Origin of the sequence: Aurantimonas coralicida DSM 14790, from assembly GCF_000421645.1 — a bacterium.
Classification (GTDB): domain Bacteria; phylum Pseudomonadota; class Alphaproteobacteria; order Rhizobiales; family Rhizobiaceae; genus Aurantimonas; species Aurantimonas coralicida.
Genome location: NZ_ATXK01000003.1, coordinates 119,678 through 145,900, shown reverse-complemented (window position 1 = coordinate 145,900; position 26,223 = coordinate 119,678). Strand labels below are relative to the sequence as shown.

The window sequence follows — 26,223 nt, the reverse complement described above, 5'->3', positions numbered from 1 at the left end:
ACGCTGCCCGCGCTTCGTCTGCCGTCTAGCCCGGCGGCATCTCGGCAAAGCTCTTCAGGCCCGGACCGACCCGGTCCCATTGCTGGGCGCGGGCCGCATAGGTCACCATGCCCGGATGGAAGCAGCTCGGGTCGTCGAGACTGCCGACATGGATCGCGATCATTTCGGGCATCGCCTCGAACGTCACGAAAACAGGCGAGCCGCAGATCGGGCAGAAGGCGTTGTGCTTGACGTTGCCGCTGTCACCGGCGACCGGCCAGGACTTCAGCTCACCCTGGACGATCAGGTCCTCGCGCCGGTCAAGAACCACGTAGGACGCATGGCCGGTGCCGCTGCGCTGCTGGCATTGGCGGCACTGGCAATGAAGCGCGGCGATCGGTACGCCGGCCTTTTCGTAGCGGATCGCGCCACAGGCGCATCCGCCGGTATAGGCTTCAGACATCTTCCGTATCCTCGAAAAGCGCAGCGCTCCGCGCCGCGTCAGGCGGCCCTCGCCCTGCCGGACAGATCGAAGCCCCGGCCCGTTTCCAGATAGGATTTCAGGCTGGACAGGACGAGCGGCCAACCCTTGCTGACCCCGGCGGCCATGCCGCTGCCGACCTGCAGGTCGTCATGGCTGACGCTCAGCCGGACGCCGTGATCGTTCGGCTCGATCTGGAATGTCACCCGGCTGTAGCTGTCCGGGTCGGATGCCTGGGACGCACCGGTCCAGGTCATGACCAGACGGTGCGGCGGCGCGCTCTCGACCACCTTGCCGACGATCTCCACCGGCCGCTCGTCATTGTCGCGGACATGCCGCCAGGTGGAACCCGGGGTCCATTCGGAGACATTCTCGTGGCCCCAGTAGAGCCGCGCGACATCCGGCCGGGTGATCGCCTCGAAAACCTTCTCCGGCGTCGAAGCGATGTAGGTAATGTAGACAAAACTGGTCCTGTCCTGCGTCATTTCCGTTCTCCTTCGAGTTCGTTCTTCAGGTCGTGCAACAGGGTGAGCCGGTGCGTTTCGAACTTGCGCACCCAGCGCTCGTAGATGTCGTGCAGCGGCACCGGATTGATGAAGTGCCGCTTCTCCCGCCCGCGTTTGACGGTGCTCACGAGATTGGCCGCCTCCAGGATTCCCAGATGCTGCGTGGCCGACTGGCGAGCCATCTCGAGATTCAGGCAGAGCTGCCCGAGGGTCTGGCCATTCTCTTCGCAAAGGCGGTCCAGCAGCTTTCGGCGGGTCGGATCGCCGAGCGCCTTGAAGACCTTGTCATCGTCCATCGATCTCATTTCCATGCTGACGGCCCATGATATGCAGTTTTTTACCTGCATGTAAAGACAGACAGGTTTTTACCTGCATATCGCGGCGCCGCGCCTTGTCGGGTGTGTCACGGAAAGGCAACGCTCGCAGCCATTCTGCGACCGGCAATGTCGCACGAGGCGGGGCGGCAACAGGTCCTGCCCGGTCGGCGTGAAGGGATTGGTGAACCGTCTTTGCCGAAATCGCCGTGCTTGTGGTACCGCTGCGCCAGATAGATCGAGGGCGCTTCACATTCGGCCCGGATCGGCAGACTGCGAGCAGCATGACCCCTCTCTGGCAATCCCTCTTCGCCAATCTGGCGCTTGTTTCGATTCTCGTGCTCGCGTGGGATTTCGTCACCGAATGGACGACCCGGCTGTCGCCGAAGATCCAGTCCCTGCTGCTCGGGCTGATTCTCGGCATTGGCGCCGTCGTCTCCATGGCCTCGGCGCAGCCGTTGATCGCCGGCTTCGTGATCGATCTGCGGGCGCCGCTGGTCGCCGCCGCCGGCTTCTTCGGCGGGCTGCCGGCGGTCATCATCGCCGGCGTCGCTGCCCTGTTCTACCGCGTGTATCTGGGTGGCGCGGGCGCCATGGCCGGCGTCGCGGACATCGTCATCACCATCGTCGTCGGACTGGCCGCCTATTGGTGGACACGCACGCGTCCGCGCACGATCAGCGTCATCCTGGTCTTCGGCCTGGCGGTGGCCTTCGGCCGGCTGGTGGCGTTCCTGGCGATCCCGGCCGATCTGCGGCTGTCGCTTCTCGCCCGCACCGGCGTACCCTTGCTGGTGCTGACCTTCATCAGCGCCGTGCTCATCGCCGTCGTCCTGCAATGGCAGGCACGCCGCCGCGAATTGTCGGCGACCAACGCCATCTACCGCGCCATGGTGCGGGAGCTTCCGGACTGCCTCAACGTGAAGGACGTCGACGGGCGGTTCATCGCCGCAAACCCGGCCACCGCCACGATGATGCGGGTTCGCGGTGCCGCCGACCTGATCGGCAAGACCGATTTCGATTTCTACCCGCCCGAACTGGCGACGCGCTTTCGGGCCGACGAGGTCGCCATGCTGGAGAGCGGAAAGGCGATCCGGACCGATCAGATGACCGTGTTCCCGGACGATTCCGAGGGCTGGCTCAACACGCTGAAGGCGCCGTTCCGCGATCATACGGGCCGGATCGTCGGCATCATCACCTATAATCGCGACGTCACCGAGCAGAAGCGCAATGCCGCGGTGAAGAACGAGTTCATCGCCACGATCAGCCACGAGCTGCGTACGCCGCTGACCTCGATCCGCGGCTCGCTCGGCCTGATCACCGCCGGTGTCACCGGCGAATTGCCGCCCAAGGCCGCCCACATGGTCGAGATCGCCCACAACAACAGCGAACGGCTGGTGCTGCTGATCAACGACATTCTCGATCTGGAGAAGCTGGAATCCGGCAAGATGCCGTTCGACCTGCAGCGAACGCGCTTGCGCCCCCTCCTGGAACAGGCGATCGCCGCCAGTTCCAGCTACATGCCCGAGCGCCGCGTCACCATCCGGCTCGTCGACGAGGCGCCCGACATCGAGGCGAAGACCGACACCAACCGCCTGCATCAGGTCTTCGCCAATTTCCTCTCCAACGCGGTCAAGTTCTCGCCGGTCGACGGGACCGTCACCGTCACGATCGCGCGGCTCGGCGAGGACTGGGTGCGCATGTCGGTCTCCGACCAGGGCCAGGGCATCCCCGAATCCTTCCGCAAGCGCATTTTCGGCAAGTTCGAACAGGCCGACGCCACCGACAATCGACAGAAGGGCGGCACGGGGCTCGGCCTCAGCATCGCCAAGACGATCGTCGAGAAGCTGGGCGGCAAGATCGGCTTCGATACCGGCGATACCGGCACGACCTTCCATGTCGACCTGCCCGAACTGGTCGCCCGGCAGAACGATCCGGCCGGTGTCATCGACCATCGGCCCCGCGTTCTCGTCTGCGAGGACGAACGGGATATCGCCGAGATCGTGGCCGCCCATCTCGACGCGCAGGGGTTTGCCAGCGACATCGCGCCGGGCATCGCGACGGCGCGGACGCTTCTGTCCAACTTCGAATATGTTGCCGTCACGCTCGATATCCGGCTGGCCGGTGACAGCGGCATCGAGCTCTTCCACGAGATCCGCCGGTCGCCGCGCAATCCCGATCTGCCGGTTCTGGTCATCTCGGCCGTGGCCGACGAGACCCGCGAAGCGCTGAACGGATCGGCCGTCGGCATCATCGACTGGCTGGCCAAGCCGATCGACACGGCCAAGCTGCGTGCCGCGCTGGACCGCGTGGCGATCCGCTCGCCCGAGAGCCGGCCGCGCATCCTGCATGTCGAGGACAATCGCGACGTCACCGAAGTGCTTGCCGGCGGGCTGGGCGGCGATGTCTGCGTCACCTCTGCCCGCACGCTGGAGGCGGCGCGCGAACTGGTGGCGCGGCAGCCCTTCGAGCTGGTCATCCTCGACATCAACCTGCCGGACGGCTCTGGCCTCGATTTGTTGCCGGACCTGTCGTCGGACGTCGCGGTGATCATCTTCTCGGCCGACGAGGTCGATCCGAACCTGCCTCGCCGCGTCAATGCGACCCTGACCAAGACCCGCTCCTCGGAGCTCGACGTGGCGCGGCTGGTGCGCAGCTACCTGCCAGGCGGGCCGCAATCCGGCGGCGCCTGATCGCCGCGCGGCTGCGGGGCCGTACGCCCCGCCGGCTGCGTTCTAGGCCCTGAGCCTTCCCGGCTCCGGGGCTTCGCTCTCGCCGCTCGCCAAGGACAGGATCGACGCCACGATGCGGGTTTCGGTCACCCGCGACTTCACCAGGATCTCGTCGACCCGGTCGTCGTCGATCATCACGTCGGCGGCCGACAGGACGAGGGTCGGCACGCGCCCGCCGTCGGTGCGGCTGAGCTCGTCGAGAAACGCCAGTCCGTGGCCGTCGGGCAGCGTCAGGTCGAGCACTGCGAAATCGAAATGCCGGTCCTTCAGCGCCTGCCGTGCCTCGGCGAGGCTGCCGGCGCTGACGAGTTCCACCTTGCCGCGCAGCATTGCCGACAGGATCTCGACGAAGTCGCCGTCGTCCTCCAGATGCAGGCCGACCGGCAGGCCGCGCGGCCCGTCATACGCGGCTTCCGCCTCCGACCGACCGGGCGGCAGGGCCGCCGGCTCGGCTGCCTGGCATGGCATGTCGATCCAGAACCGCGCGCCCGCCCCCGGGACATTGGCGAAGTCGATCGTCCCGCCCATCGTCTCGATGATCTGGCGTGTGATGTGCAGGCCGAGCCCGGTGCCGCCCTTCTCGCGGGTGGCCGAGGAATCGGCCTGGGTGAAGCGGTCGAAGATGCGCGACTGGAACTCGGCGGGGATGCCGGTGCCATGGTCCGTGACCGAGATCCGGATCGCGCCGTCGATCGGCTCGATCGCCACGTCGATGACGCCCCCCTGCGGCGAGAATTTCGCGGCGTTGGACAGGAGATTGGCCAGAACCTGCTGGAAGCGGGCCGGATCGACCGGGATCCACGCCTCCCCCTCGCCTGTCGCGGTGAACGCCACGGAGACGCCGAAGCGCTCGAAATAGGGCTGGTTGGCTTCGATCGCCTGGGTGACCGCCGCGTTCGGATCGACGAGGACGGTCTCGAAGGCCATCATCCCGGCGGTGATCTTCTCCAGATCGAGAATGTCGTTGATCAGCGCGACCAGCCGCTCGCAATTGGCGACTGCGATGGTCAGGAGACGCGTCGCGGCCGGCGGAACGTCCTTGGCCATCACGCCCTGGATCAGGCCGAGCGAACCGCGGATCGAGGTCAGCGGCGTGCGCAGCTCGTGGCTGACCGTGGCGACGAACTCGTTCTTCAGACGGTCCATCTCCTTGCGGTCGTTGATGTCCTGGACGTGGGAGACGAGATAGGCCTGGCCGTCGTGGTCATGCACCAGCGACACGCTGAACAGGCACCAGAGCGCGCGGCCGTCGCGATGCAGGAAGCGCTTCTCGACCTGGTAGGTCGGCAGCGTCTGGGCGATCATCTGCGCCATCTGCTCGTGGTCGATCCCGACGTCGTCGGGATGGGTCACGGCGGCCAGATCGCGCTCCAGAAGCTCGTCCTCGCTGTAGCCCAGGAAGGCGCAGAGCGCCTGGTTGACCCTGATCCAGCCACCGTTCAGATCGAGCATGGCCATGCCCACCGGCGCGTCGCGCAGGGCGAGACGCACCCGCTCCTCGCTGGAGCGCAGGGCCGCCTCGGCGGTTTTCAGCTCGGTGATCTCCGACTGCGTGCCGATCACCCGCATCGGCTTGCCGGCCTTGTCGCGCTCGATGACGATGGAATCCGAGCGCAGCCAGATCCAGACATTGTCCTTGCGGCGGATCCGGTATTCCGCCTCCGACCGGAAGGTCCCGGTGTCGTAATAGGCGTCTTCGACCGCCTTGAGGGCCGGAAGATCCTCGGGATGGATGCGGGCCAGCCATTCGGCCCGCGGCTCGATGTCGTCGTTGGGCGAAAAGCCCAGCATCTGTTTCCAGGTGTCGGAGACGAAGGACTGCCCGCGGCGGAAGTCGATGTCGAAGACGCCGATGCCGGCTCCTTCAAGCGCATGGTTCCAGCGGCGCTCGTTCGCCTCCAGCGCTTCGACCGCCAGACGCTGCGCCGTCACGTCCCGGATGATCAGCGTATGGCGCAGGTCGCCGGATTCGGTCGACCAGTCGTTGCGCTGCACGTCGAGATACAGGCGCTTGCCGGCCTTGCTGCGGGTCCTGATGACCACCGGCGAATCCGACGCGGGCTCGCCCTCGCCGACCGCCGTGGCGAGCGTGACGGCGGTGATGGCATCGTAGCTGAGGATGGTCTCCACGTGCCGGTCGCGGATCTCGTCGGCGGTGTGACCGAAGATCGCCTCCACGGCGCGGTTGACCGACAGGATATGGCCGGCGCTGTCGAGGACGATGAAGCCGACCACGGCGGTGTCGACGATCGCGCGGTTCTCGCGTTCGCGCGCGGCGATGGCGTGGGTCTTCATCTCGACGGTGTTGCGGATCGATTCCTCGCGGCGGGCGTGGGAGTACAAGAGCGCGCCGAACAGCACCGTCAGCAGCATGCCGCCGACCAGGATCAGCGTCGCCTCGTTGCTGGCGACGCTCGTCTCGAAATCGGGCGTGCTCTGCCAGGAGACCGTCCATTGCTGCCCCATGACCGGCAGCACCTTCTTGACCCGGTAGGCGGGCTCGTGCCCCCCGGACCCGGCGGCCTTGCTGGAATAGATCAGCTGTTCGGGATCGGCCGTGCCGCCGTCATAGACGCTGAGATCGACGCCGACGCCCTGGCTTGCGGTGAGATTGTCCATGAACAGCGGCGCGATGAAGGGCGCATAGACCCAGCCGAGAAAGGCGCGGCGCCGCTCGGTGATGCTGCGCAGCGGCCGGCCATTGGCGTAGAGCGGGCGCAGCAGCAGGAAGCCGGCGCTCTTTGTGGTGTCCTGCACCAGGAAGATCCGGCGGGTGATCACCGCTTCGCCGGTGTCGCGGGCTCGCACCGCTGCTTCGTAGCGATTGGTTTCGAAGGCGATGTTGAGCCCGAGGGCCTTCAGGTTGCGATCGCGCGGTTCGATATATTTGATGACGAACCTTGCCGGTGCCGGCGTGTCGGGATGCACCTGCATCGGCCCCACCCCGTCGCGGAACGCCTGGTCGAGGAAGCTCTGCAGGCCGCCCAGGCCGACCGGCTGGATGAAGCCGATGCCGTTGATGCCGGGCAGATTCTCCTCGATGTTCAGGGCCTCGACGAAGGTCTCCCACTCCTGCGCGGTGGTCGATGCGGAGGCCAGGAACAGGCCCGAACCGCCGTCGAGGCTCTGCTTGTAGGAGGAGATGCGGTGCAACAGCGCCTGAAGGCTGTCTTCGGCCAGCACCGCGAAGGACGCCTGGTTCTTCTGTTCGGAAATCTCCGTCGTCATCTTCCAGGCGTAGAGGGTCAGGGCAAGCGGGACGATCAGCGCCAGCAGCGACGGCGCGGTGAAACGCGTGACCGGCTGCCCCGACCAGCGCAGGCTCCAGTTCCGCCAGGGCGCGACCAGCGCGAGCGGCAGGACGATCAGCACGCCGGCGACATCGCCGAACCACCATGTGAACCAGTTGCGGGCCAGCGCCTCCGGGGCAACGAGGCCGGCGAAATAGAGCGAGCCAACGCCGATCGAGGCGGCGACGAGGCACGGCAGCGGCCCGGCACACAGCGCAAAGAGGACCAGATCGCGGCGGCTCGACAGATTGACCGGCACGCCGAAGACGCGGCGCACGAGGCCGGCCGCGACCAGCGCCTGGATGGTCGAACCGACCGCGATCGCGACCGCGACGGCGATGCCGGTCGCCGCGATCCCGTCCGGCGCGGCCGCATGCCCGGCGCTCAGATTGACGATCAGCGAGCCGAGCAGCACGCCCGGCCAGAGGCCGGCTCCGTAGAGCAGCAGCGCCGCCACGGCGATACCCGAGGCGGGCCACAGAACCGTCGCGTAGCCCGGTGGTACGGCGAGGAGCAGCCCCAGCCAGCCCGCCAGGCCATAGAGAATGATCACGATCGCCAGACGGATCGGATAGAGCTGGGTAAGACGGTGCAGGCCGGTCATGACAGTATCCCCGCGCACCGGACGGCAAGTGTCGACCGGGCAATGCTAGGCGAGCATTCCGTCTTTCCTTTGAGAATAGCTTAAGCTGACGCGACGAGATTGCGCCCTGCGACAAGTCGGCAGTTCCCTACCCCCGTCCGTCGGCACGATCGGCCGTGTTCCGGCAGACCGGTCAGCGGTCCAGGTAGCTGCGGGCCTCGCCGGCCAGCGCCATCGGATCGAACGGCTTGGGGATCACGCCGAGGGCGCCGAGACCCAGAAAGCGCTCGACATCGGCCGATTGCGTGCGGGCGGTCATGAAGACCACCGGCACCTCGGCGGTGCGCGCGTCTTCGCGCAGGCGTCGCAGTGTCTCCGGGCCGTCCATGCCCGGCATCATCACGTCGAGCAGCATGAGATCGGGCACCCACTCGCTGGCCACCGCCAGGGCTTCGGCGCCCGAGCTCGCGCCGCGGACCTCGAAGCTCGGCTCCAGTTCGAGACACATCACGGCGATTTCCCGGATGTCAGCCTCGTCGTCGACATGGAGAATGCGATGGGTCGTCATGGATATCTTCCTGTCCTGACAGTCTCCGGTACGGCGCATGCCCGGCCCCTCGCGAGGGCTGCGGACGGCGCCCTGCCCGCAATGGCACGAAAGCGCCACGATGTCGAAAAGCGGGTTGGCGGTGCAACGCTCTTATTCGTAACCATCTGGATTCAAAGCGCTATCAATCCATCCTTAACGCCGATCCCGGACTATCCGGCGCAACACCCACCCTTGGGCAATGTCCAAGGTGCAGGCAAATGGACGGATAGCATATGGACCGCGACATCGGCCTCGCCGTCGTAGACGACGACCCGCTCTTCCTCGACTATGTCTCCAATCTTCTTGCCCTGCAGGGCGGGATGCGGGTCACCTGTCTGGAATCGGAAACCGCGCTGTTCGACACCCTCGGCACCGAGCCGTTCGACTGCATTCTCATGGATTACGACCTCGGACAGAACAACGGCCTGTCCGTTGCCGAACGCGTCAATGCCATGCTGTCGGACCCGCCTCCCATCGTCATGCTGACCGGCGGCGGCAGCGAACGGACCGCGGTCAAGGCCTTCCGCAGCGGCTTCAGCGACTATGTCTCGAAGCGGGACCTGAAGGTCACCGAGCTGGTCGGCGCCGTGCGCGGCGCGGTCGACCGGCACGAGGCCGCACAGGGCGCCCGGGCCCGGACCGAAGCGCTGCAGGAACGACTGGAATTCAACGCCACCACCGGCCTCTACGACCAGCGCTTCATGCAGGCGCGGCTGGCCGACTTCACAGCACCCGGCGCGGCCCGGCGCTTCGCGGTCATCGTCATCGACATCCGTGAACTCGCCACCGTGCGCGCCGAGCTCGGCTACATGGCCGGCCAGCGGCTGTCGAACGCCTTCGCCGCCGAACTGCGCAGCCAACTGTCCGCCGGCGACATCGCCGGCCATCTCGGTGAGGACGGCTTCGTCATCATCGTCGACCGGCCGGCGGCCCTGGCGGATGTGGACACGATGGTCCAGCGCCTGCGGCAGGCGCTGACCCGGGGCTTCACCCTCGACCGGGCGCAGGTCCATCTCACGCCGCAGATCGGCGTCGCGCTCCACCCGGACGCTGGGACCAGGGGCGACGGCCTGATCGCCGCAGCGCGTCCTGCGCCCACCGGCGAAGCCGCGACCGTGACGGCCTTTTCGGGCACGCCGACCGCCGGCGACGCGGAGGCTGTCCCGGCCGCACGGGCTGAAGCCCAGTCGGGCCAGACGCCGATCACCCAGGCGACGGAGCGCCGCAAGGAGCGACGCCAGCGCGTGCTGCGACAGGCCAAGATCCTGATCAACGGCCGCAGCACCATCATCGACTGCAATGTCCGCGACCTGACCGCTTCGGGCGCGCGGCTGAGGGTCGACAGCTATTTCGCCGTGCCGGCGGAATTCGACCTCGCCATCGTGGGAACCGGGATCACCCGACGGGTGACCACGCGCTGGCAGATCGGCCGCGACATCGGCGTCGAATTCGTGGTGGGCGTCGCATGAGCGCACAGCCCGACACCGCCGCCATCGAGGCCCGGCTGATGCGCCTGCGCGAACAATTTGCCGGGCGCGCCGCCACCCATGTCGCGATGCTCGACGCGCTGGCCGGACGGCTGGCCGACGAAGGCGCGCCCGCCGATCGCGAGGAAGTGCGGCGCATCGCCCATTCGCTGGCCGGTGCCGGCGGGACCTTCGGCTTCGCCGTCATCTCGAAAAGCGCCGCCGAGCTGGAAGACTTCATCGCCGCCGATCCCGACGACATGGCGCTCGCCGCTCGCATTCGCGGTACCGTCGCGGCCATCCGCGACAATCTTGCCGCAGACGGGCTCGCAGTCGGCGAACCGGCAGAAGGAGACGGCGCATGACCGCCCAGGCAGCCCCCCTCGCCGTTTCCGACCTCGACACCGCCATGCGCCGGCAGGATGAGGGCCCGGCGCGCCAGATCGTCTGCGCCTTTGCCGATGACGGCCGTATCTCCGGCCTGCTGCTGGCCCTGTCCGGCCTCGGCTATGAGGCCGTGGACGGCCGCTCAGGCGTGCCGGACGGCTGCCTCGCCGCGGTCGTGTGCGGCGCTTACGATCCCGATCTGGCGCTGAGCCGTGTCCTGAAGAACCAGGTGCGGGTGGTGCTGGCCGAAGCGGCGCCGTCCTTCGCCCGGCGGCTCGCCGTGGCGCGAGCCGGCATCGAAGCGATCATCGCCACGCCCGTCGACACGGTCGAACTCGGCGCGTGGCTGTCGGATTTCGAGACCAGCGGCGACCGCCAGCAGCGCCTGTCGATCCTCATCGTCGACGACGACGAGCTGATTGCCGAAAGCTACGCGCTGGCGCTGGAAGCGGCCGGCATGGACGCGCGGGTGGTAACCGATCCCGCCGACGCGCTGCGGCACATCGCCGAGGTCACCCCCGATCTCGTCCTTCTCGACATGCATATGCCGGGCGCCAGCGGCCTCGAACTGGCGCAGATCATCCGCCAGTCGCGCCAGACCCTGCCCCTGCCGATCGTCTTCCTGTCGGCCGAGCGGGATATCGCCGCGCAGACGCAGGCCCGCCAGATCGGCGGTGACGATTTCATCCGCAAGCCGGTGGACCTCGCCCATCTCGCGGCCACCGTGCGGATGCGGGCCGAGCGGGCGCTGGCGCTGCGCCAGATCATGGAGCGCGACAGCCTGACCGGCCTGTTGAACCACGCCCGGTTCAAGGAGCGGGTGACGCTGGAACTGGAGCGCTCGCGGCGCACCGGCGCGCCGCTGACCGTGGCGCTGATCGACATCGATCATTTCAAGCAGGTCAACGACACCCATGGCCACCAGACCGGCGACCGGGTGATCCAGGCCCTGTCGCAATGTCTCGTCGGCGGGTTGCGGCGCACCGACGTGGTGGCCCGTTATGGCGGCGAGGAATTCGGCCTGCTGCTGCTCGACACGCCGGTTGCGGCGGCGCAGGCCGTGCTCGACCGGATCCGCCTACGGTTCTCGCAGATCGGCCATGCCGGCGACGACACCTTGTTCCGGGCAACCTTCAGCGGCGGCATCGCGGGCACCCGCGAGGGAACCGACAGCACGGCGATGATCGCCGCAGCGGACGCGGCGCTCTACGGCGCCAAGCGCGCCGGGCGCAACCGCATCACCGGCGCCTGACCGCGGCGCTACCGGCAGGGCGCGGCGGCTCCGCCTTCGCTTAGCAGGCTCGGAAGCCTGCTGCGCCGGGTCGTTTGCAGCCGAAACAACCCTGACGCGCTTTCGTCATTCCCGAAGGTCATCCAGACTGATTGTTCGCCGGACTTCATGGGGGAACCGGCGCGATCCGTCTGGGAGGACATCATGAAACTGCTCGTCAACGCCGTGGCCGGTCTGATCGCCGGCCTTTTCGCCGTCGCGGGGCCGGCACACGCCTTTCCCGATCGGCCGATCTCGATCATCGTACCCTGGGCGGCCGGCGGCGGCACCGACGCCGTGGTGCGCACCTTCGCCGCTGGCTTCCAGGAAGAGCTCGGCGTGCCGGTCAACGTCATCAACCGCACCGGTGGCGGCGGCATCACCGGCCACTCGGCCATTATCAATGCCGAGGCCGATGGCTACACGCTCGGCGCCGCCAGCCCGGAAATCGGCCTCTACCGTACCCTCGGGACGGCCGACATCTCGCTCGACGATCTCGACCTGTTCTCGCGGCTGGCGATCATCCCGGCCGGCGTCACCGTGGCGGCGGATTCGCCCTTCGAGACGCTGGAGCAACTGATCGCGGCGATCCGCAGCGAGCCGGCGGGAACCTACTCGTCCTCGGGAACGGGCGTCGGCGGATCCTGGCATGTGGCCGCGGGCGGGCTTCTCGCTGCTGCCGACATCGACCCGCAGAAGCTGAAATGGGTACCGAGCCAGGGCGGCGCACCGGCGCTTATGGAGGTCATGTCCGGCGGCATCACGATGTTCACCGGCTCGCCGGTCGAGGCGTTGAGCCTCCTCGAGGCCGGCCGGGTGCGCACCCTCGCGGTGATGCTGGACGAGCGTTCCGAGACCTTCCCGGATGCGCCGACCGTCAGGGAGGCGATCGGCAAGGACTGGTCCTATGCCAACTGGTTCGCGCTGGTCGCCCCCAGGGGGATCGACGCCGAGGCTCGCGACATCCTCTATCAGGCGGCAGCGCGTGCCAACGCCCGTCCCGAGGTCCAGTCGGCGCTGAAGGAACGGGGCATCACGCCGGTCTGGGACGAGCCCGGCGAGTTCGACGTCTTCGCGGCGGATTTCACGGTCACGGCGAAATCGGTTCTCGAAGGCCTGGGGCTGGCCAAGAACTGACGCGCTCGGCCGTTACCGATCCCGGCCGGGCGACTGGCCGGGATCGCGCTGACGGCGGCCATGGGCGCGCCGGGCTGAGCGGGACTGGCGGGAGGACGCCGACCGACAGCTTTAGACTGGCCGCCGATATTTGTCGGGCGGAACGAAAACACGGATGCGTCTTTTTGAGCGGCGCTCCGTAACTTCGTGTCCCGCCGCCTGACGACAGTCCTTCATGCCCTTCGATCATCTGCGCGAACTCGGCCGTGTCCCGAACCCCGGGACCATGACGCCTCGCGCCATCCTCGCCTGGGGTGGCGCCGCGATGGTCGTCGGCTGGGCTCTGGCGATCCTCGTCGCCCTGTCGATGATGTGAGCCGGCCGGCGGCGGTCAAACCGCGCGGGCGGTCAGGAACAGCATGCCCGAATAGCCACTGCGGATCTCCGCCTCGACGATGCCGATCCGCTCGGTCCTTATGTCCGTCGCCAGCGGCGCGAAGACGTCGAGAATGTCTTCCTCCGAGACGTTGAGAACCGGAAACGGCCGGCCGGCCACGGCATAGCCCGACGAGCCAACCAGGAACGCCGCGATCAGGCTGCCGCCCGGTTTCACGCAGCGGGCGAAGCGGTTGCAGGCCAGATCGAACTCGCTGCGCTTCTCGGTGATGGATTCGGCGCAGAAGAACATGGTGGCCGCGTCCCATGTGCGTTCCGGCAGATCATAGACCGATCCGCGCCGGACCTCGGCGGTCGCACGCAGCATCGGCAGCGGATCGTCGGGCAAGGACAGTTCCGGCTCACAGGCGGCCTGCGCCACCTGCCAGAAATGCTGCCATTGCGGGCGCAGGGTCGTCGCCGCCAGTTCGGCCCGCAGCCAGCCGACATTGCTTTCGGCATATTCCCAGGCCGTGATCCGCCTTGCCCGCGGCGCCGCGCACATCAGCGGAAAGAGGTTCGGCCCGGTGCCGACATCGACGATGTCGAGCTTGCCGCCCAGGGGCTCGGCGCGCTTGAATGCGGCGCAGGCGGACCGGATGACCGCCTCGTCATCGGCGTGCGGCTCGCCGTAATAATGGTTGAAATAGTATTCCGGATCGAAGTCCGACCAGCTGTAGCTGGCGTTCCCGGCCGGCCCGTCCCTGTCTGGCGTCACGCTGTTCTCCCCCGGCTCGTCGATCCTGCCATGGCAGGCGCCGGCGCTTTCGCACCGCAGGCGCCGCCTTTGCCGACCAGCCCTTAGCCGAGGCTGCCGTTCGATTGAAGCAGATTGCTCGCCTCGTCGAACTGCAGCGCCACGCTGGAGGAATTGTACGAGCCGATGAAGGCGATGAGTTCGTCGGCCGGCAGTGGCCTCGAGAAGAAGTAGCCCTGCAGGTGATCGCTGCCCCAGAAGCGCATGGTGACGCTGTCCGTCACGGTTTCCACGCCCTCGGCGACCACTTCCATGCCCAGCGCATGGCCGAGGCGGATGACCGCCTGCACCACGGTCTGGGCCGACCCCGCCTGGGAGATCGCGCTGACGAAGCTGCGGTCGATCTTCAGCTTGTCGAAGCGGTATTCGACCAGATAGCTCAGGCTGGAGAAGCCGGTGCCGAAATCGTCCAGCGCGATCTGGAACCCAAGGTCCCGGATCGCCTGCAGCGTCGCCATGATGCGGGGCGAGGGTTCGAGCAGCAGCCCTTCGGTGATTTCCAGCGTGACCATCGTCGGGGAGACGCCGGTCTCGGCGATCAGCTCCTGCAGCCGGATCTCCAGATCGCTCTGGTAGAACTGGGCCGGCGAGAGGTTGATCGTGACTTCGATGTCCGGCCAGAGCGCGGCCGAGGTCATGGCGCGTTTCAGCACCCAGTCGCCGAGCTTCGACATCAGGCCGATCTCTTCGGCGATCGGAATGAAGACGCTGGGGCTGATCATGCCCTTGACCGGATGCTTCCAGCGCAACAGCGCCTCGACGGCGACGATCCGGTTGGAACGGGCCGAGATGATCGGCTGGTAGTGAAGGTCGAACTGTTCGCCGTTCAGCGCCTCGAGAAGATCCATCTCGATCTCGCGCTTCTGGCGCAGGCTCGCCGCCATCTGGGTCGTGAACCACGCCGCATGCCCGCGGCCGAGACGCTTGGCCTCGTAGAGCGCGATGTCGGCATGGCGCATCAGGTCCTCGATGGAGGCCCCGTGCTCCGGGAACTGCGCGAGGCCCAGCGAGGCGGTGACGGTGATCTCGTGACCTTCGATCAGCAAGGGCTGCTGGAACGCCTCGACGACGAGCGAGGCCAGCGGCTTGGCGAAGCTGACACCCTTGCGCGACCGGAAGATCGCGAATTCGTCGCCGCCGAAGCGGGCGAGGAAATCGTGCGGCCCCAGATGCTGGCGCAGTCGCTCGCCGAACGCCTTGATCAGCCCGTCGCCGATATGATGGCCGAGCGTATCGTTGATGTCCTTGAAGCGGTCGACGTCGAGATAGCCGATGGTCATGCTGCCGCCCCGGCCCCGCTCCTGGAGCCCGTCGAGGGCCTGATTGGCGGCGAAGACGAAGGCCGGCCGGTTGGGCAGCTTGGACAGGGAATCGTGGGCGGCCTCGTAGCGGGCGGCGGCTTCGCGGGCCGACAGCTCGTTCGATGCCCGGATCAGCCGGCGCAGCATGACGGCGCACAAAAGGCTGAGGCCGATCACGGCAACGGCGACCAGCGGCAGCACGATCGTCAGGAGCGGCTGGCCCGGTCGCTTCGTGGTCCAGTTCAGATATCCGGTGGAGCGATTGTCGTCGGTGACAAAGGCCTCCGAGATGGTCGCGGCCCCGGTGCTCTCAGCCGCCGCGAGGGTGATGTCCGGGATCAGCAGGAACTGGCTGAGCTGCTGCAGGAAGTCGGCGTCGATCCAGTCCACGCTCAGAAGGACGTAAGGCGGCTGGCGCAACAGCGTCATGTCGACATTCGGGACGATCGTGATGGCGGTCACGATGGCCGGTTTCTCGTCGACGGTCAGGATCGCGCCTTGCCAGGACGCGACGCCCAGCACCTTCTTCAGCACCTCGTAGTGCTTCTGGCGCTCGGAGAAGAAGTCGTCGCGCTCGGCCAGGCCTGCATTGCCGCCGGTGCGCGTCGCCGTCAGCACCTGCAGCACTTCCTGCCGCCGGGCCTCGAAGGCATCGGGCTCCTGCCGCCCCTGGTCGCGATAGGCGTAGACCGGCTTGTTCTGGGAATCGACGATGTAGACCTCGTCGTGCCCGTAGGTCTCGGTCAGGAAGATGCCGAAATTGCTGTCGATGAAACCGAGATCGGGCGTATCGACGATCAATCGGACGGCATCGTCCCACCAGGCGACGCTCTTCTGCTGGTCGAGGGTCCGGGCAACGCTCTGGTTCAGCGCATTCTCGATCCTGGCCCTTTCGGCCTGGACCTCGGTGCGGTTCGCCTTGATGCCCGTATACACGATGACACAGATCAACAGGGCGCTGGCCACGGCCACGGTGCCGCCGACAACCTGCGCGAGGCGACGCAGATTGGGCCGGGGGCGAGCCTCACTTTTCTTCGGGATGTCACGCATCTCAATCTCGCTTTCCCCTTTGGCTTAGGGGCGAAGCGCTAAGAATAGTTGAAGGAATGGTGGGTTAGGCTGATTCCCATCCGGCACAGTCCTCGCCCGAGGAGCCGCCGCGCCACCAAAGGATGGACCCGCCCATGCCGCTCGACATGGCCGCCGCGGCGTTCGGAAGCTGGGTCCCTTCACTGGTGGCCGACAGCCTCCGGCGCAGTGGCGAAACGCAACAGCCGAGCGAAGCCGTCATCGCCGCGCATCGGGGATTCCTCGCGGCCAACGAGCCCCGGGTCGCGAATCTCGAGATTCTCGCCGCCTATCTGGCCCCAGGAGCGGTGCTCCGGGAGGCGCCGGTCGCGCCCGACGCCGCCGATCAGCAAGACGTTGTGCCCTCCCTGCCGGACGCTCTCGCCGACCTCCTCGCCCTCACCCGCTCCGGCCTGGCCTCGGCCGACGAGGCGGTGCAGCTCTTCGCGATGCTGCGCCCCTTCACCATGGGCAATGGCCGCGTCGCCCGCGCCCTGTGGCTATGGCGCACGATCCGCGAGCCCGGCATGAGCGCCGAGGCGATCGCAGCCCTGTCGTTTCCGCAAGCGCCGGCATCAGCCGACGGAGACGGTGCCCCGGCGCTGACGGCTTACGTCGGCCATCCGAAGGGTCAGTGCGTGTAGGCCACCCAGACATTGGGTTCCGAATAGGTGCCGCGCTGGCGTTCGACGTCGATGGCGACCGGCACCAGGCCGCCGGCCAGCGTATAGTCGCCCGAGGTCTCGAACCGCCGCCCCGCCCAGGTCTCCCAGAAGGCGATATGCTCGCTGACGACCATGGAGCGTTCGCAGGGGTGAACCACCCGGCCGCCTTGCGCGAGATGGCTGCGGAGCCAGGGATCGAAGCAACGGCCGCGCTCGTCCTGCCAGCCGATATAATCGGCCATGGACGCATGGGGATGGACGGTCTTGGCGGAGGGGCGCACCGGCGCGATCATCCGCTCGAAGCCATTGGCCTCGGCGATCCGGTGCAACTCGCCGATCATCCGGAAGGCGTAGCCCTTGCCGCGCTCGGCGACCGGCACAGAGATGGCCAGCGCGCCCAGAACATTGGCCTGGCTGCGGCGACCGGTCCCGCCGGTCTCGACCAGCCAGTCCCAGCCTTCCGCCGGGAGTTCGGACAGATCGCCCCCGAACGCCACCGGCACGCAATTGGCCAGCGCGACCGGGCGGCCCGTCGCCTCGTCGACGAGGCAGAGCTGCAGGTCGGCATGGTCTTCCAGCAGCCTGTCGTAATGTTCACGATGGGCCCGTGTATGGTTCAGGAAGCCCAGCGGGCCCCAGACGGCATCCTCGACCTCGACCGCCTGCCGGCGCAGCACATCGCTGTCCGCCCGTGTCCGTACAACGAGTTCACTCAATGCCATGCCGTTTTCCGCCCGTTAACCATTCGCTCAAGTTCTAATCAAATCTTAATGATTCAGGCCAGCTTGAAATACCGTGGGATCGCTCCAGCCGACTGTGCCGACGAAAGCTGATGCGAGGCCGTCCAGACCGGACGCATCGGCGGTGATGGCGAGGATGACTGCGGGATGCGAAAGGCGGTTCCGCGGAGCCTTCGGAGGCCTACATCCCGCAGGCGCGACTGCGCTCCTCACGGAACCCAGTTGCAAACGATTTGCACTTGCAAAAGTCGGAATTGGCAGGCAGCGTGCACCGACCGACAGAGATTGGAGACCCCATGCCGTTCGTTCGAACGACGATCCTCGCCGCCTTCGCCGCAGCGCTCCTGGCGACGGGCGCCACCGCGCAGGAGCGGCTCAAGGTCGTGACGACCTTCACGATCCTGTCCGACATCGCGCAGAACGTGGCCGGCGAACATGCGGATGTGGTGTCCATCACCAAGCCCGGCGCCGAGATCCACGGCTACCAGCCGACGCCGCAGGACATCGTGCGGGCCAGCGGCGCCGACCTGATCCTGTGGAACGGCCTCAACCTGGAGCGCTGGTTCGAGCAGTTCGTCGCCAATCTCGGCGACATGCCGTCGGCCACATTGAGCGACGGCATCGCGCCGATCTCGATCGCCGAGGGCGATTACGAGGGCCTCGCCAATCCGCATGCCTGGATGGGGCTGGAAAACGCGATGGTCTATGTCGACAACATCAGCGACGCCCTCGCCACAAACGACCCGGACCATGCCGACGCCTACCGGGCGAATGCCGAGCGCTACAAGCAGCAGATCACGGAGACGATCGCGCCGCTGCGCGACCGGATCGCCGCCATCCCGGAAGACCGGCGCTGGCTGGTCACCTGCGAGGGCGCGTTCAGCTATCTCGCCCGCGACTTCGGCATGAAGGAGCTGTATCTGTGGCCGATCAACGCCGACCAGACCGGCACGCCGCAGCAGGTGCGCAAGGTGATCGACGCGGTGCGCGAGAACGACATTCCCGCCGTGTTCTGCGAGAGCACCGTCAGTTCCGCGCCGGCCGAACAGGTGGCGCGCGAGACCGGCTCGACCTTCGGCGGCGTCCTCTACGTGGATTCGCTGTCCGGGCCGGACGGGCCGGTGCCGACCTATCTCGATCTCCTGCGGACCGACGCCGAGACGATTGCCGACGGCCTGGCAGTGGACAGCCAGTAACCGCCTCTCCATCTACGGTGGCAAGCCGCGGCGACCTTCGCACGACGGCTTCCCCATCCGAGCAGCCAAGGGATCTGACAGGCACCCCATGACCATCACGCGCGAGACGTCTGACGTAGCGGACGACCGGCCTGCCGGCAGCACTGCGACCGGCGACGGCATCTCGGCGCACAACGTGACCGTGACCTATCGCAACGGCCATACCGCGCTGCACGACGCGACCTTCCAGATCCCGCGCGGCACGATCACCGCGCTAGTCGGCGTCAACGGCGCCGGCAAGTCCACCCTGTTCAAGGCGATCATGGGCTTCGTGCCGGCGGCGCGCGGCGAGATCACCCTGCTCGGCCGTTCGGTAAAGCAGGCGCTGCGCGAGAACCTCGTCGCCTATGTGCCGCAGTCGGAAGAGGTGGACTGGGCGTTTCCCGTCCTCGTCGAGGACGTGGTGATGATGGGCCGCTACGGCCATATGGGCTTCCTGCGCCGCCCCGGCGCGGCCGATCGCGCCGCCGTCGACCAGGCGCTCTCGCGGGTCGGCATGCAGGATCTGCGGCACCGCCAGATCGGCGAGCTCTCCGGCGGCCAGCGCAAGCGGGTCTTCCTCGCGCGGGCCCTGGCGCAGGACGGCCAGGTGATCCTCCTCGACGAGCCCTTCACCGGCGTCGACGTGAAGACCGAGGAACAGATCGTCGCCCTCTTGCGCGAGTTGAAGGCCGAAGGCCGGGTGATGCTGGTCTCCACCCACAATCTCGGCTCGGTGCCGGAATTCTGCGACCGGGTCGTCCTGGTCAAGGGCACGGTGCTGGCCTACGGGCCGACCGCGACGATCTTCACCCGGCGCAATCTGGAGCGCGCCTTCGGCGGCGTGCTGCGCCACGTGACGCTGGCGGGCGCTGCCCTGCACGACGATGACGATCCACGCGAATTGTCGATCATCACCGATGACGAGCGCGCCTTCGTCCATTACGGCGAGCCGCGCGCCACCGCCGCACCGGCCGCGGCACCCGGCAAGGCCCCGCAGGACGGGGAGCGGCGATGATCACCACGCTGCTCGAGCCGTTCCAGTACAGCTACATGACCAACGCCATGTGGGTCTCGGCCCTCGTCGGCGGCGTCTGCGCCTTCCTCTCGGCCTATCTGATGCTGAAGGGCTGGTCGCTGATCGGCGACGCGCTCAGCCATTCGGTCGTGCCGGGCGTTGCCGGCGCCTTCATGCTCGGCCTGCCCTTTTCTCTCGGCGCCTTCATCGCCGGCGGGCTGGCGGCCGGCGCCATGCTGTTCCTGTCGGGACGCTCGGGCCTGAAGATCGATGTCATCATCGGCATCATCTTCACCTCCTTCTTCGGGCTTGGCCTGTTCATGGTGTCGATCAGCCCGGTCTCGGTGTCGATCCAGACCATCGTCATGGGCAACATCCTCGCCATCACGCCTGAGGACACGCTGCAGCTGGCGATCATCGGCCTCGTCTGCCTCGTCGTGCTGCTCGCCAAGTGGAAGGACCTGATGGTCACCTTCTTCGACGAGAACCATGCGCGCTCGATCGGCCTGCGGCCGGACCTTCTGAAGGTGATGTTCTTCATGCTCCTGTCGGCGGCGATCGTCGCCGCGATGGTCACCGTCGGCGCCTTCCTCGTCATCGCCATGGTGGTGACGCCCGGCGCCACCGCCTATCTCCTGTCGGACCGGTTTCCGCGGCTGATCGGCCTGTCCGTCGCCATCGGCGCCGTCACCAGCTTCGTCGGCGCCTATCTCAGCTACTTCCTCGACGGGGCGACCGGCGGCGTGATCGTCACCCTGCAGACGGTGATCTTCCTCGTCGCCTTCGTCTTCGCGCCCAAGCACGGGCTGATCGCCGCCCGCCGCAAGGCCGCCGCCGCGCTCGCCACGCCGCGACCGGACGCCATCCGGGAGGAAGCGGCATGAGCCTCGACCAGCTTCTCCTGCCGTTCCAGTTCCCGTTCATGCAGAACGCCTTCTGGATCGTCCTGATGGTCGGGCCGCCGACCGCCCTCCTCTCCTGCTTCCTGGTGCTCAAGGGCTGGGCGCTGATGGGCGACGCGGTCAGCCACGCCACGCTGCCGGGCGTCGTCCTCGCCTGGGTGCTCAACATCCCGCTGATCGTCGGTGCCTTCGTCGCCGGCATGACCTGCGCGCTGCTCACCGGCTATCTCTCGCACAACAGCCGGGTGAAGCAGGACACGGTGATGGGCGTCGTCTTCTCGGGCATGTTCGGGGTCGGCATCATCCTCTACACCTCGATCCACACCAACGAGCATCTCGACCATGTCCTGTTCGGCAACATGCTGGGGATCGGCGCCAAGGACCTGATGACCTCCGGCATCATCGCGCTGGTCGTCTCGGCGCTGCTGCTCTTGAAATGGAAGGACCTGCTGCTCCATGCCTTCGACCCGGCGCAGGCCCAGGCCTCGGGGCTCAACACCGGCCTCCTGCACTATGGATTGCTCGCCAGCCTGTCCTTGACCATCGTGGCGACGCTGACCTCGGTCGGCCTGATCCTCGCCGTGGCGCTCTTGGTGACGCCGGGCGCCATCGCCTTCCTGCTGGTGCGCAGCTTCGGCCGGATGCTGATCGTCTCGGTCGCGGTCTGCGTGTCGGCGATGCTCATCGGCACCTATCTCAGCTTCTTCCTCGACAGCGCCCCGGCGGCGACGATCGTGCTGGTGCTGACGGCGATCTTCATCGCCGCCTTCGTCAACCGCCTACGTACCACCCGCCGGCACTCGCGCCGCGCCCGCGAGGACGCGCCCGCCATGCTGGCACCCACCGCAGCGGAGTGACGCGGGCAGGCCTCTAGGCATCGCCGGCCCGGCAACGCCGGACCGGTGACTTCTGCCGCGTGCGATCAGGCCCGTCCGCGCCGCCAGAACCGGCTGAGCGCAAGATCGAGCGTCAGCATCACGATCAGCGACAGGCCGACCAGCGGAAACAGCACCCCGCCGATCGCGAGGATCGCCAGCAGGCCCGCGGCCCGCAAAGACTCAGGGCGACGCCATGGCCGATCCTGCGATGGCTGACGGAGGAAGGAGAAGCGGCTCGGACGCGCTCCGCGCCGGGACCGCAAGACGACGCCGTGGCGCGGCCTCGCGATCCCTCGTCGGGCGCAGCCCGCAGGCTACGTTCGGAGAGAGTGCGGCCTAGTGCTGGTGCGGCTCGGCGCCGTCGCTCATGGCGTCGTGTCCGCCCGTCTCGGCCGGCATGTCGCCGGCACCGTGCGACATCGCCGCACCGCCATGCTGGTCGTGGTCCATCGCGGCCGGTGCCCGGGCGCCGATGCCCTCGACCGCCAGTTCCATCTCGACCGGACCGGCCTTTTCGAACCGCAGGGTCAGCGGCACGCGGCTGCCTTCGGTGAGCGGCTCCGTCAGGTTCATGAGCATGAGGTGATAGGCGCCGGGCTCCAGCGCGACCGTGGCGCCGGCAGGCACCGCGACACCGTCTTCGAGCCGGCGCATCTTCATGATGTCGCCGTCCATCTCCATCGTGTGGATCTGGACCTCGCCGGCGATGGGGGTCGCGCCGCCGAGCAGCCGGTCATCCGACGCGCCGTGGTTCTCGATGACCATGTAGCCGCCGCCGACGGCGGCATTGGGCGGCGTGGCACGGCTCCACGGATGAGCGATGGTGAGGTCGCCGACCTTGTAGTCATGGGCGGAAGCGGCCGACAGCAGGCCGAGCGTGAGGGCTGCTGCGGCAGCCAGCGTGATGCGAAGGGACATGGAAGTCTCCATTTGAACAGGACAGGCAGGGCCGCGACAGGTGTCGGGCCGTTTGTTCAGACGGAGAGAAGCGGTGGGCCGCGTTGCAAAGCGAGCCCCGGCGGCGGCGCGCGCGGGCCGAGGGCGGCGGCCGACGGCGTCCAGGCAACGACCGCGTCGGTGGCGCCGGCGGCGATCGCGTAGGAGGCGAGATCGGCCATCGCCGGCAGGGCCGGGCTCTGGCCGCATCCGGCCGCGGAGGGGCAATCGACGCAGCAATCGTGCTCGGACTGATTACCCGCCGGAGCCGACCGCGTCTCGAAGCCGTCGCCGACGCAGATGACGGTCACGCCGGCCGCGGCGGACGCGTCCATCCTGGCGCAGGCAAAACCCGATGCCGCCGCCTGACCCAGGAGAAGCTGGGTCAGGATCAGCATGGCCGCGAGGGCCGCGGATCGGTCCGCAAGGAAGCGCCGGAGCGTCGTCATGTCCGGCAGATATCACGCGATCCGCGGCAAGGGTAGCTGCCGGACCCGGCTTTCGTCGGTGCAGACCGGGTGCGGATGCCGGTGCTCAATCGTCGAATTCCTCATGGCTGTCCTTGGTGCCGAGCTTCCAGTAGCCGCTGGATTTCAGCCATTGCTTGGGATGGCCCCAAACGTCGGTCACATGGGCGCGGACGGCCTTGGCGACGCGGCTTTCTGCCGCGATCCAGACGAAGCCCTCGCCCTCCGGCAGCGACAGATCGGCCAGCGCTGCAAGAATCGGCGCGGGGTCGGAGGCGGCCGCAAGCGGCCGGTGCACCCAGAGCGGCCGATGCGCTGCCCGGGTCGCAAGCGCCTGCTCTTCTTCCGGGCCTTCGACCGCGACCAGCGTGGTGACCGGCGTGCCGGGCGCGAACTCTTCCAGCCGCCGGCCGATCGCCGGCAGCGCGGTCTCGTCACCGACCATCAGCCACCAGTCGAAATCATGCGGCACGATGGACGACCCGCGCGGCCCTCCGATTTGCAGGCGATCCCCTTCCTTCGCCGAGCGCGCCCAGAGCGTGGCCGGGCCTCCGTCATGCAGCGCGAAGTCGAGGACCAGCGACTGCGTCTGCGCATCGTAGCGGCGCGGGGTGTAGTCGCGCATCGCCGGCTCGCCGTCGGACTGCGGAATGAACAGCTTCACATGGTCGTCGGCGGACGGGCTGTGGAACCCCTCCAGTTCCTCTCCGGTCAGGGTCATGCGGAGCATGCCCGGCGTCGGATATTCGACCCGGCTGACCTCAAGGTCCCGTCGCCGCAATTCATGGCGAACGCGAATGATCTCGTGCTTCATGCGGCACTGCTTCCCTGTCTGTCATTACGGCGGCGGGCCTCGTCGCCCCAGCCCGCCCGTCCGGCACGGCGCGACGGCCACCGCCGGTTCTTCCGGGCCGCCATAGCCCGGACTAAACATGATTTCAATTCTCAGGTTATGTGGAAGTGTTGCGGAAGCTCGCCGGTCCGCGCCCTGCTGCCAAAGCACTGCTAATCTTGACAATGATTTTCATATTATCCACTCAGCCCTGTCGGCCCGCCGTCCGGCAGACTCGCAAAGGATCAGACATGTCCGCATTCCAGCCCGTTTCGGCCCGCTTTGGGGCGCCATCGTCCCGCCGCCGCCTCTTGCCGCACCTGATCGCGGCCTGGTGCGGCCTGGCGCTGTCCATGGCGCCGGCGCTCGCCCAGGAGCCGGCATCCGGCGAGATGACGGTCTCGACCTATCGCGGCGACGTCGTCATTCCGGCCGAGCCGAAGACGGTCGTCGTCTTCGACATGGCGTCTATCGATACGCTCGACGCGCTGGACGTTCCCATGGCCGGTCTGCCGGCCGCGCCGTTCCCGGACTATCTCGCCCACTATGCCGGCGACGCCACGCCGAAGGTCGGCTCGATCTTCGAGCCTGATTTCGAGGCGGTCGCCGCCCTCGCCCCCGACCTTATCATCGCCGGCGGGCGCTCCAGCGAACAGACCGAGGCGCTGGCACGGATCGCGCCGACCATCGACATGACCGTCGATGGCGGCGATCTCCTCGCCAGTGCCTTCGAGCGGATCACCACGCTCGGCGCCATCTTCGGCAAGGCCGACCTGGCGGAGCAGCGGATCGCGGATCTGCAGGGCCGGATCGCCGCCCTGAAGGAGACGTCGGCCGGCATCGGCACCGGCCTCATCGTCATGACCACCGGCAACCGCATCAGCGCCTTCGGCGCCGGCTCGCGTTTCGGGCTGTTGCACGCCGAGTTCGGCGTCACGCCGGCGGACCCCGGCCTCGAAGCCGCCAATCACGGCGAAGCGGTCTCGTTCGAATATATCGCCGACACCGATCCGGACTGGCTGTTCGTGATCGACCGCGACGCCGCCATCGGCCAGGGCGCCGCAGCGGCGCTGCTGGAGAACGAACTGGTCGAGAACACCAAGGCGTGGCGTTCGGACCATGTCGTCTATCTGAACCCAGCCACCTGGTATCTGACCGCCCCGGGCCTGACCTCGCTCGAGACCAATGTCGAGCAACTGACGACGCGCTTCGACAAGGGCTCCTGACGCGAAGGGGCCCCGCCCCGACGCACGCTCCCTTTGCGCCCTGCCCCGTCCTGCGCCGGCAGCAACCATGACCGCCATGTCCCATTCCCGCATCATCGCTGGCCTGATCGCCACGATCGTCCTCCTGGCTCTCGCCAGCGTCTTTGTCGGCGCCGGCGCATTGTCGGTCGGCACGCTCTCGGCCGGGGGGCGGGACGCGGATGGCCTGCGGCTGCTGCTGGTCAGCCGGATTCCCCGCACGCTCGCGGCGCTGCTCGCCGGGGCCGGCCTCGCCGTCGCCGGCCTGATCATGCAGATGCTGTCGTCGAACCGCTTCGTCGAGCCGTCGACCGTCGGCACGACGGAATCGGCGAGCCTCGGCCTGCTCGCGGTGACGATCCTCGCCCCCGGCCTCCCGGTCTTCGGCAAGATGCTGATCGCCGCCGGATTCGCGCTGGCCGGCACGGCGCTGTTCATGGCGATCATCGCCCGGCTGCGGCTGCGCTCCGGCATGCTGGTGCCGCTGGTCGGGCTGATCCTGTCGGGCATCATCGGGGCCGGGGCGAGTTTCCTCGCCTATCGCTTCGATCTGCTGCAGTCGCTCGGCGCCTGGGTGAGCGGCGATTTTTCGATGGTGCTGCGCGGCCGCTACGAACTCCTCTGGATCGCCTTCGGCCTGACGATCCTGGCGGTCTTCGCCGCCGACCGCTTCACCCTCGCCGGCCTCGGCCGCGACGTGGCGACCAATCTGGGGCTCTCCTACGAGCGCGTTCTGGCGCTCGGCCTCGTCGTCGTCTCGCTCGTCGCCGCCGTCACCATCGTGTCGGTGGGCAGCATTCCCTTTGTCGGCCTCGTCGTGCCGAACCTCGTCTCCATGCTCGTCGGCGACAATGGCCGGCGCACGGTGCCCTATGTCGCCCTGTCGGGCGCTGCGCTGGTGCTGGCCTGCGATCTCGTCGGGCGGCTGGTGCGGGCGCCCTATGAAATCCCGGCCGGCACGATCATGGGTGTTCTCGGCGCCTGCGTGTTCCTGGCGATCATTTTCCGCCGGAGGCCGAGCCTTGGTTGACCTCGGCGCCACCCATGGCCGCACAG

26 protein-coding genes are annotated in these 26,223 nt (G+C 67.6%); 13 read left to right on the top strand and 13 right to left on the bottom strand.

Annotated features, from left to right (window positions below):
- Positions 1–25 precede the first annotated feature (25 nt).
- From H536_RS0109245 to H536_RS24335, 4 genes are read right to left on the bottom strand one after another with little or no spacing between them, the layout of a single operon-like run.
- On the bottom strand, positions 26–442 hold the full coding sequence (locus H536_RS0109245; protein WP_024350204.1) for a GFA family protein: 417 nt from the start codon (positions 440–442) through the stop codon (positions 26–28).
- Between the two features lie 38 nt (positions 443–480).
- Positions 481–945 (bottom strand): SRPBCC family protein, encoded by a 465-nt coding sequence (locus H536_RS0109240; RefSeq protein ID WP_024350203.1) that lies wholly within the window; start codon positions 943–945, stop codon positions 481–483.
- Positions 942–1,262, bottom strand: coding sequence for an ArsR/SmtB family transcription factor (locus H536_RS0109235; protein ID WP_024350202.1), 321 nt, complete (start codon positions 1,260–1,262; stop codon positions 942–944). Before H536_RS0109235 ends, H536_RS0109240 begins: the two co-directional genes overlap by 4 nt.
- On the bottom strand, positions 1,252–1,566 hold the full coding sequence (locus H536_RS24335) for a hypothetical protein (RefSeq protein ID WP_155898443.1): 315 nt from the start codon (positions 1,564–1,566) through the stop codon (positions 1,252–1,254). The genes H536_RS0109235 and H536_RS24335 overlap by 11 nt, the downstream gene beginning before the upstream one ends.
- Here H536_RS24335 and H536_RS0109230 point away from each other — a divergent pair.
- Entirely contained in the window at positions 1,565–3,970 is a 2,406-nt protein-coding gene (locus tag H536_RS0109230) for an ATP-binding protein (protein ID WP_024350201.1), read from the top strand. The two genes, H536_RS24335 and H536_RS0109230, sit on opposite strands and share 2 nt — an antisense overlap.
- Before the next feature lie 42 nt (positions 3,971–4,012).
- Here the strand turns inward: H536_RS0109230 and H536_RS23220 are convergent, their stop codons facing one another.
- Entirely contained in the window at positions 4,013–7,903 is a 3,891-nt protein-coding gene (locus H536_RS23220; RefSeq protein ID WP_024350200.1) for a PAS domain S-box protein, read from the bottom strand.
- Between the two features lie 172 nt (positions 7,904–8,075).
- Entirely contained in the window at positions 8,076–8,450 is a 375-nt protein-coding gene (locus tag H536_RS0109220; protein ID WP_029702955.1) for a response regulator, read from the bottom strand.
- A gap of 254 nt (positions 8,451–8,704) precedes the next feature.
- On the opposite strand from H536_RS0109220, the gene H536_RS0109215 reads away from it, so the two are divergent.
- The 5 genes from H536_RS0109215 (at position 8,705) to H536_RS24330 (ending at position 13,086) form a co-directional block, all read left to right on the top strand.
- Entirely contained in the window at positions 8,705–9,940 is a 1,236-nt protein-coding gene (locus H536_RS0109215) for a GGDEF domain-containing response regulator (protein WP_024350198.1), read from the top strand.
- Positions 9,937–10,302 carry an Hpt domain-containing protein gene (locus H536_RS0109210; RefSeq protein ID WP_024350197.1) on the top strand — a complete coding sequence of 122 codons (366 nt, stop codon included), beginning with the start codon at positions 9,937–9,939 and terminating at the stop codon, positions 10,300–10,302. Before H536_RS0109215 ends, H536_RS0109210 begins: the two co-directional genes overlap by 4 nt.
- A complete protein-coding gene (locus tag H536_RS0109205; protein WP_024350196.1) occupies positions 10,299–11,576 on the top strand; it encodes a GGDEF domain-containing protein in 1,278 nt (425 codons plus the stop codon). Before H536_RS0109210 ends, H536_RS0109205 begins: the two co-directional genes overlap by 4 nt.
- A gap of 183 nt (positions 11,577–11,759) precedes the next feature.
- A complete protein-coding gene (locus tag H536_RS0109200; RefSeq protein ID WP_035694841.1) occupies positions 11,760–12,731 on the top strand; it encodes a tripartite tricarboxylate transporter substrate binding protein in 972 nt (323 codons plus the stop codon).
- A 214-nt stretch (positions 12,732–12,945) separates the two neighbouring features.
- Positions 12,946–13,086 carry a hypothetical protein gene (locus H536_RS24330; RefSeq protein ID WP_155898442.1) on the top strand — a complete coding sequence of 47 codons (141 nt, stop codon included), beginning with the start codon at positions 12,946–12,948 and terminating at the stop codon, positions 13,084–13,086.
- Between the two features lie 15 nt (positions 13,087–13,101).
- Here the strand turns inward: H536_RS24330 and H536_RS0109190 are convergent, their stop codons facing one another.
- Together H536_RS0109190 and H536_RS0109185 are read right to left on the bottom strand one after the other, a co-directional pair.
- Positions 13,102–13,863, bottom strand: coding sequence for a class I SAM-dependent methyltransferase (locus H536_RS0109190; protein ID WP_024350194.1), 762 nt, complete (start codon positions 13,861–13,863; stop codon positions 13,102–13,104).
- An 83-nt stretch (positions 13,864–13,946) separates the two neighbouring features.
- On the bottom strand, positions 13,947–16,253 hold the full coding sequence (locus tag H536_RS0109185) for a bifunctional diguanylate cyclase/phosphodiesterase (RefSeq protein WP_024350193.1): 2,307 nt from the start codon (positions 16,251–16,253) through the stop codon (positions 13,947–13,949).
- A 134-nt stretch (positions 16,254–16,387) separates the two neighbouring features.
- Between H536_RS0109185 and H536_RS0109180 the strand changes: the two genes are divergently transcribed.
- Positions 16,388–16,915 (top strand): hypothetical protein, encoded by a 528-nt coding sequence (locus H536_RS0109180; RefSeq protein WP_024350192.1) that lies wholly within the window; start codon positions 16,388–16,390, stop codon positions 16,913–16,915.
- Here H536_RS0109180 and H536_RS0109175 read toward each other — a convergent pair.
- The gene (locus H536_RS0109175; RefSeq protein ID WP_029702945.1) at positions 16,903–17,658 is read right to left on the bottom strand and encodes a hypothetical protein; all 756 of its coding nucleotides are present in this window, start codon (positions 17,656–17,658) and stop codon (positions 16,903–16,905) included. The two genes, H536_RS0109180 and H536_RS0109175, sit on opposite strands and share 13 nt — an antisense overlap.
- Before the next feature lie 314 nt (positions 17,659–17,972).
- Between H536_RS0109175 and H536_RS0109170 the strand changes: the two genes are divergently transcribed.
- The 4 genes from H536_RS0109170 to H536_RS0109155 all read left to right on the top strand — a co-directional run bounded on the left by H536_RS0109170 (position 17,973) and on the right by H536_RS0109155 (position 21,667).
- Positions 17,973–18,872: a metal ABC transporter substrate-binding protein gene (locus H536_RS0109170; RefSeq protein ID WP_024350190.1), complete on the top strand. Its 900-nt coding sequence runs from the start codon at positions 17,973–17,975 to the stop codon at positions 18,870–18,872.
- Positions 18,873–18,960: 88 nt separating this feature from the next.
- A complete protein-coding gene (locus H536_RS0109165; RefSeq protein ID WP_024350189.1) occupies positions 18,961–19,908 on the top strand; it encodes a manganese/iron ABC transporter ATP-binding protein in 948 nt (315 codons plus the stop codon).
- Positions 19,905–20,792, top strand: a complete 888-nt coding sequence (locus H536_RS0109160; RefSeq protein ID WP_024350188.1) for a metal ABC transporter permease — start codon at positions 19,905–19,907, stop codon at positions 20,790–20,792. Before H536_RS0109165 ends, H536_RS0109160 begins: the two co-directional genes overlap by 4 nt.
- Positions 20,789–21,667, top strand: coding sequence for a metal ABC transporter permease (locus H536_RS0109155; RefSeq protein ID WP_024350187.1), 879 nt, complete (start codon positions 20,789–20,791; stop codon positions 21,665–21,667). The genes H536_RS0109160 and H536_RS0109155 overlap by 4 nt, the downstream gene beginning before the upstream one ends.
- A 65-nt stretch (positions 21,668–21,732) precedes the next feature.
- Here the strand turns inward: H536_RS0109155 and H536_RS25335 are convergent, their stop codons facing one another.
- From H536_RS25335 to H536_RS0109135, 4 genes are all read right to left on the bottom strand, one after another.
- A complete protein-coding gene (locus tag H536_RS25335; protein ID WP_280137473.1) occupies positions 21,733–21,864 on the bottom strand; it encodes a hypothetical protein in 132 nt (43 codons plus the stop codon).
- A 160-nt stretch (positions 21,865–22,024) separates the two neighbouring features.
- Positions 22,025–22,606: a copper chaperone PCu(A)C gene (locus H536_RS22520; protein WP_024350186.1), complete on the bottom strand. Its 582-nt coding sequence runs from the start codon at positions 22,604–22,606 to the stop codon at positions 22,025–22,027.
- Positions 22,607–22,662: 56 nt separating this feature from the next.
- The gene (locus tag H536_RS0109140) at positions 22,663–23,073 is read right to left on the bottom strand and encodes a hypothetical protein (RefSeq protein ID WP_024350185.1); all 411 of its coding nucleotides are present in this window, start codon (positions 23,071–23,073) and stop codon (positions 22,663–22,665) included.
- Between the two features lie 85 nt (positions 23,074–23,158).
- Positions 23,159–23,905 (bottom strand): siderophore-interacting protein, encoded by a 747-nt coding sequence (locus H536_RS0109135; RefSeq protein WP_024350184.1) that lies wholly within the window; start codon positions 23,903–23,905, stop codon positions 23,159–23,161.
- 371 nt (positions 23,906–24,276) lie between these two features.
- On the opposite strand from H536_RS0109135, the gene H536_RS0109130 reads away from it, so the two are divergent.
- A complete protein-coding gene (locus H536_RS0109130; RefSeq protein WP_192844227.1) occupies positions 24,277–25,149 on the top strand; it encodes a siderophore ABC transporter substrate-binding protein in 873 nt (290 codons plus the stop codon).
- 76 nt (positions 25,150–25,225) lie between these two features.
- On the top strand, positions 25,226–26,197 hold the full coding sequence (locus H536_RS0109125; RefSeq protein ID WP_024350182.1) for an ABC transporter permease: 972 nt from the start codon (positions 25,226–25,228) through the stop codon (positions 26,195–26,197).
- The last annotated feature ends 26 nt before the right edge of the window (positions 26,198–26,223 follow it).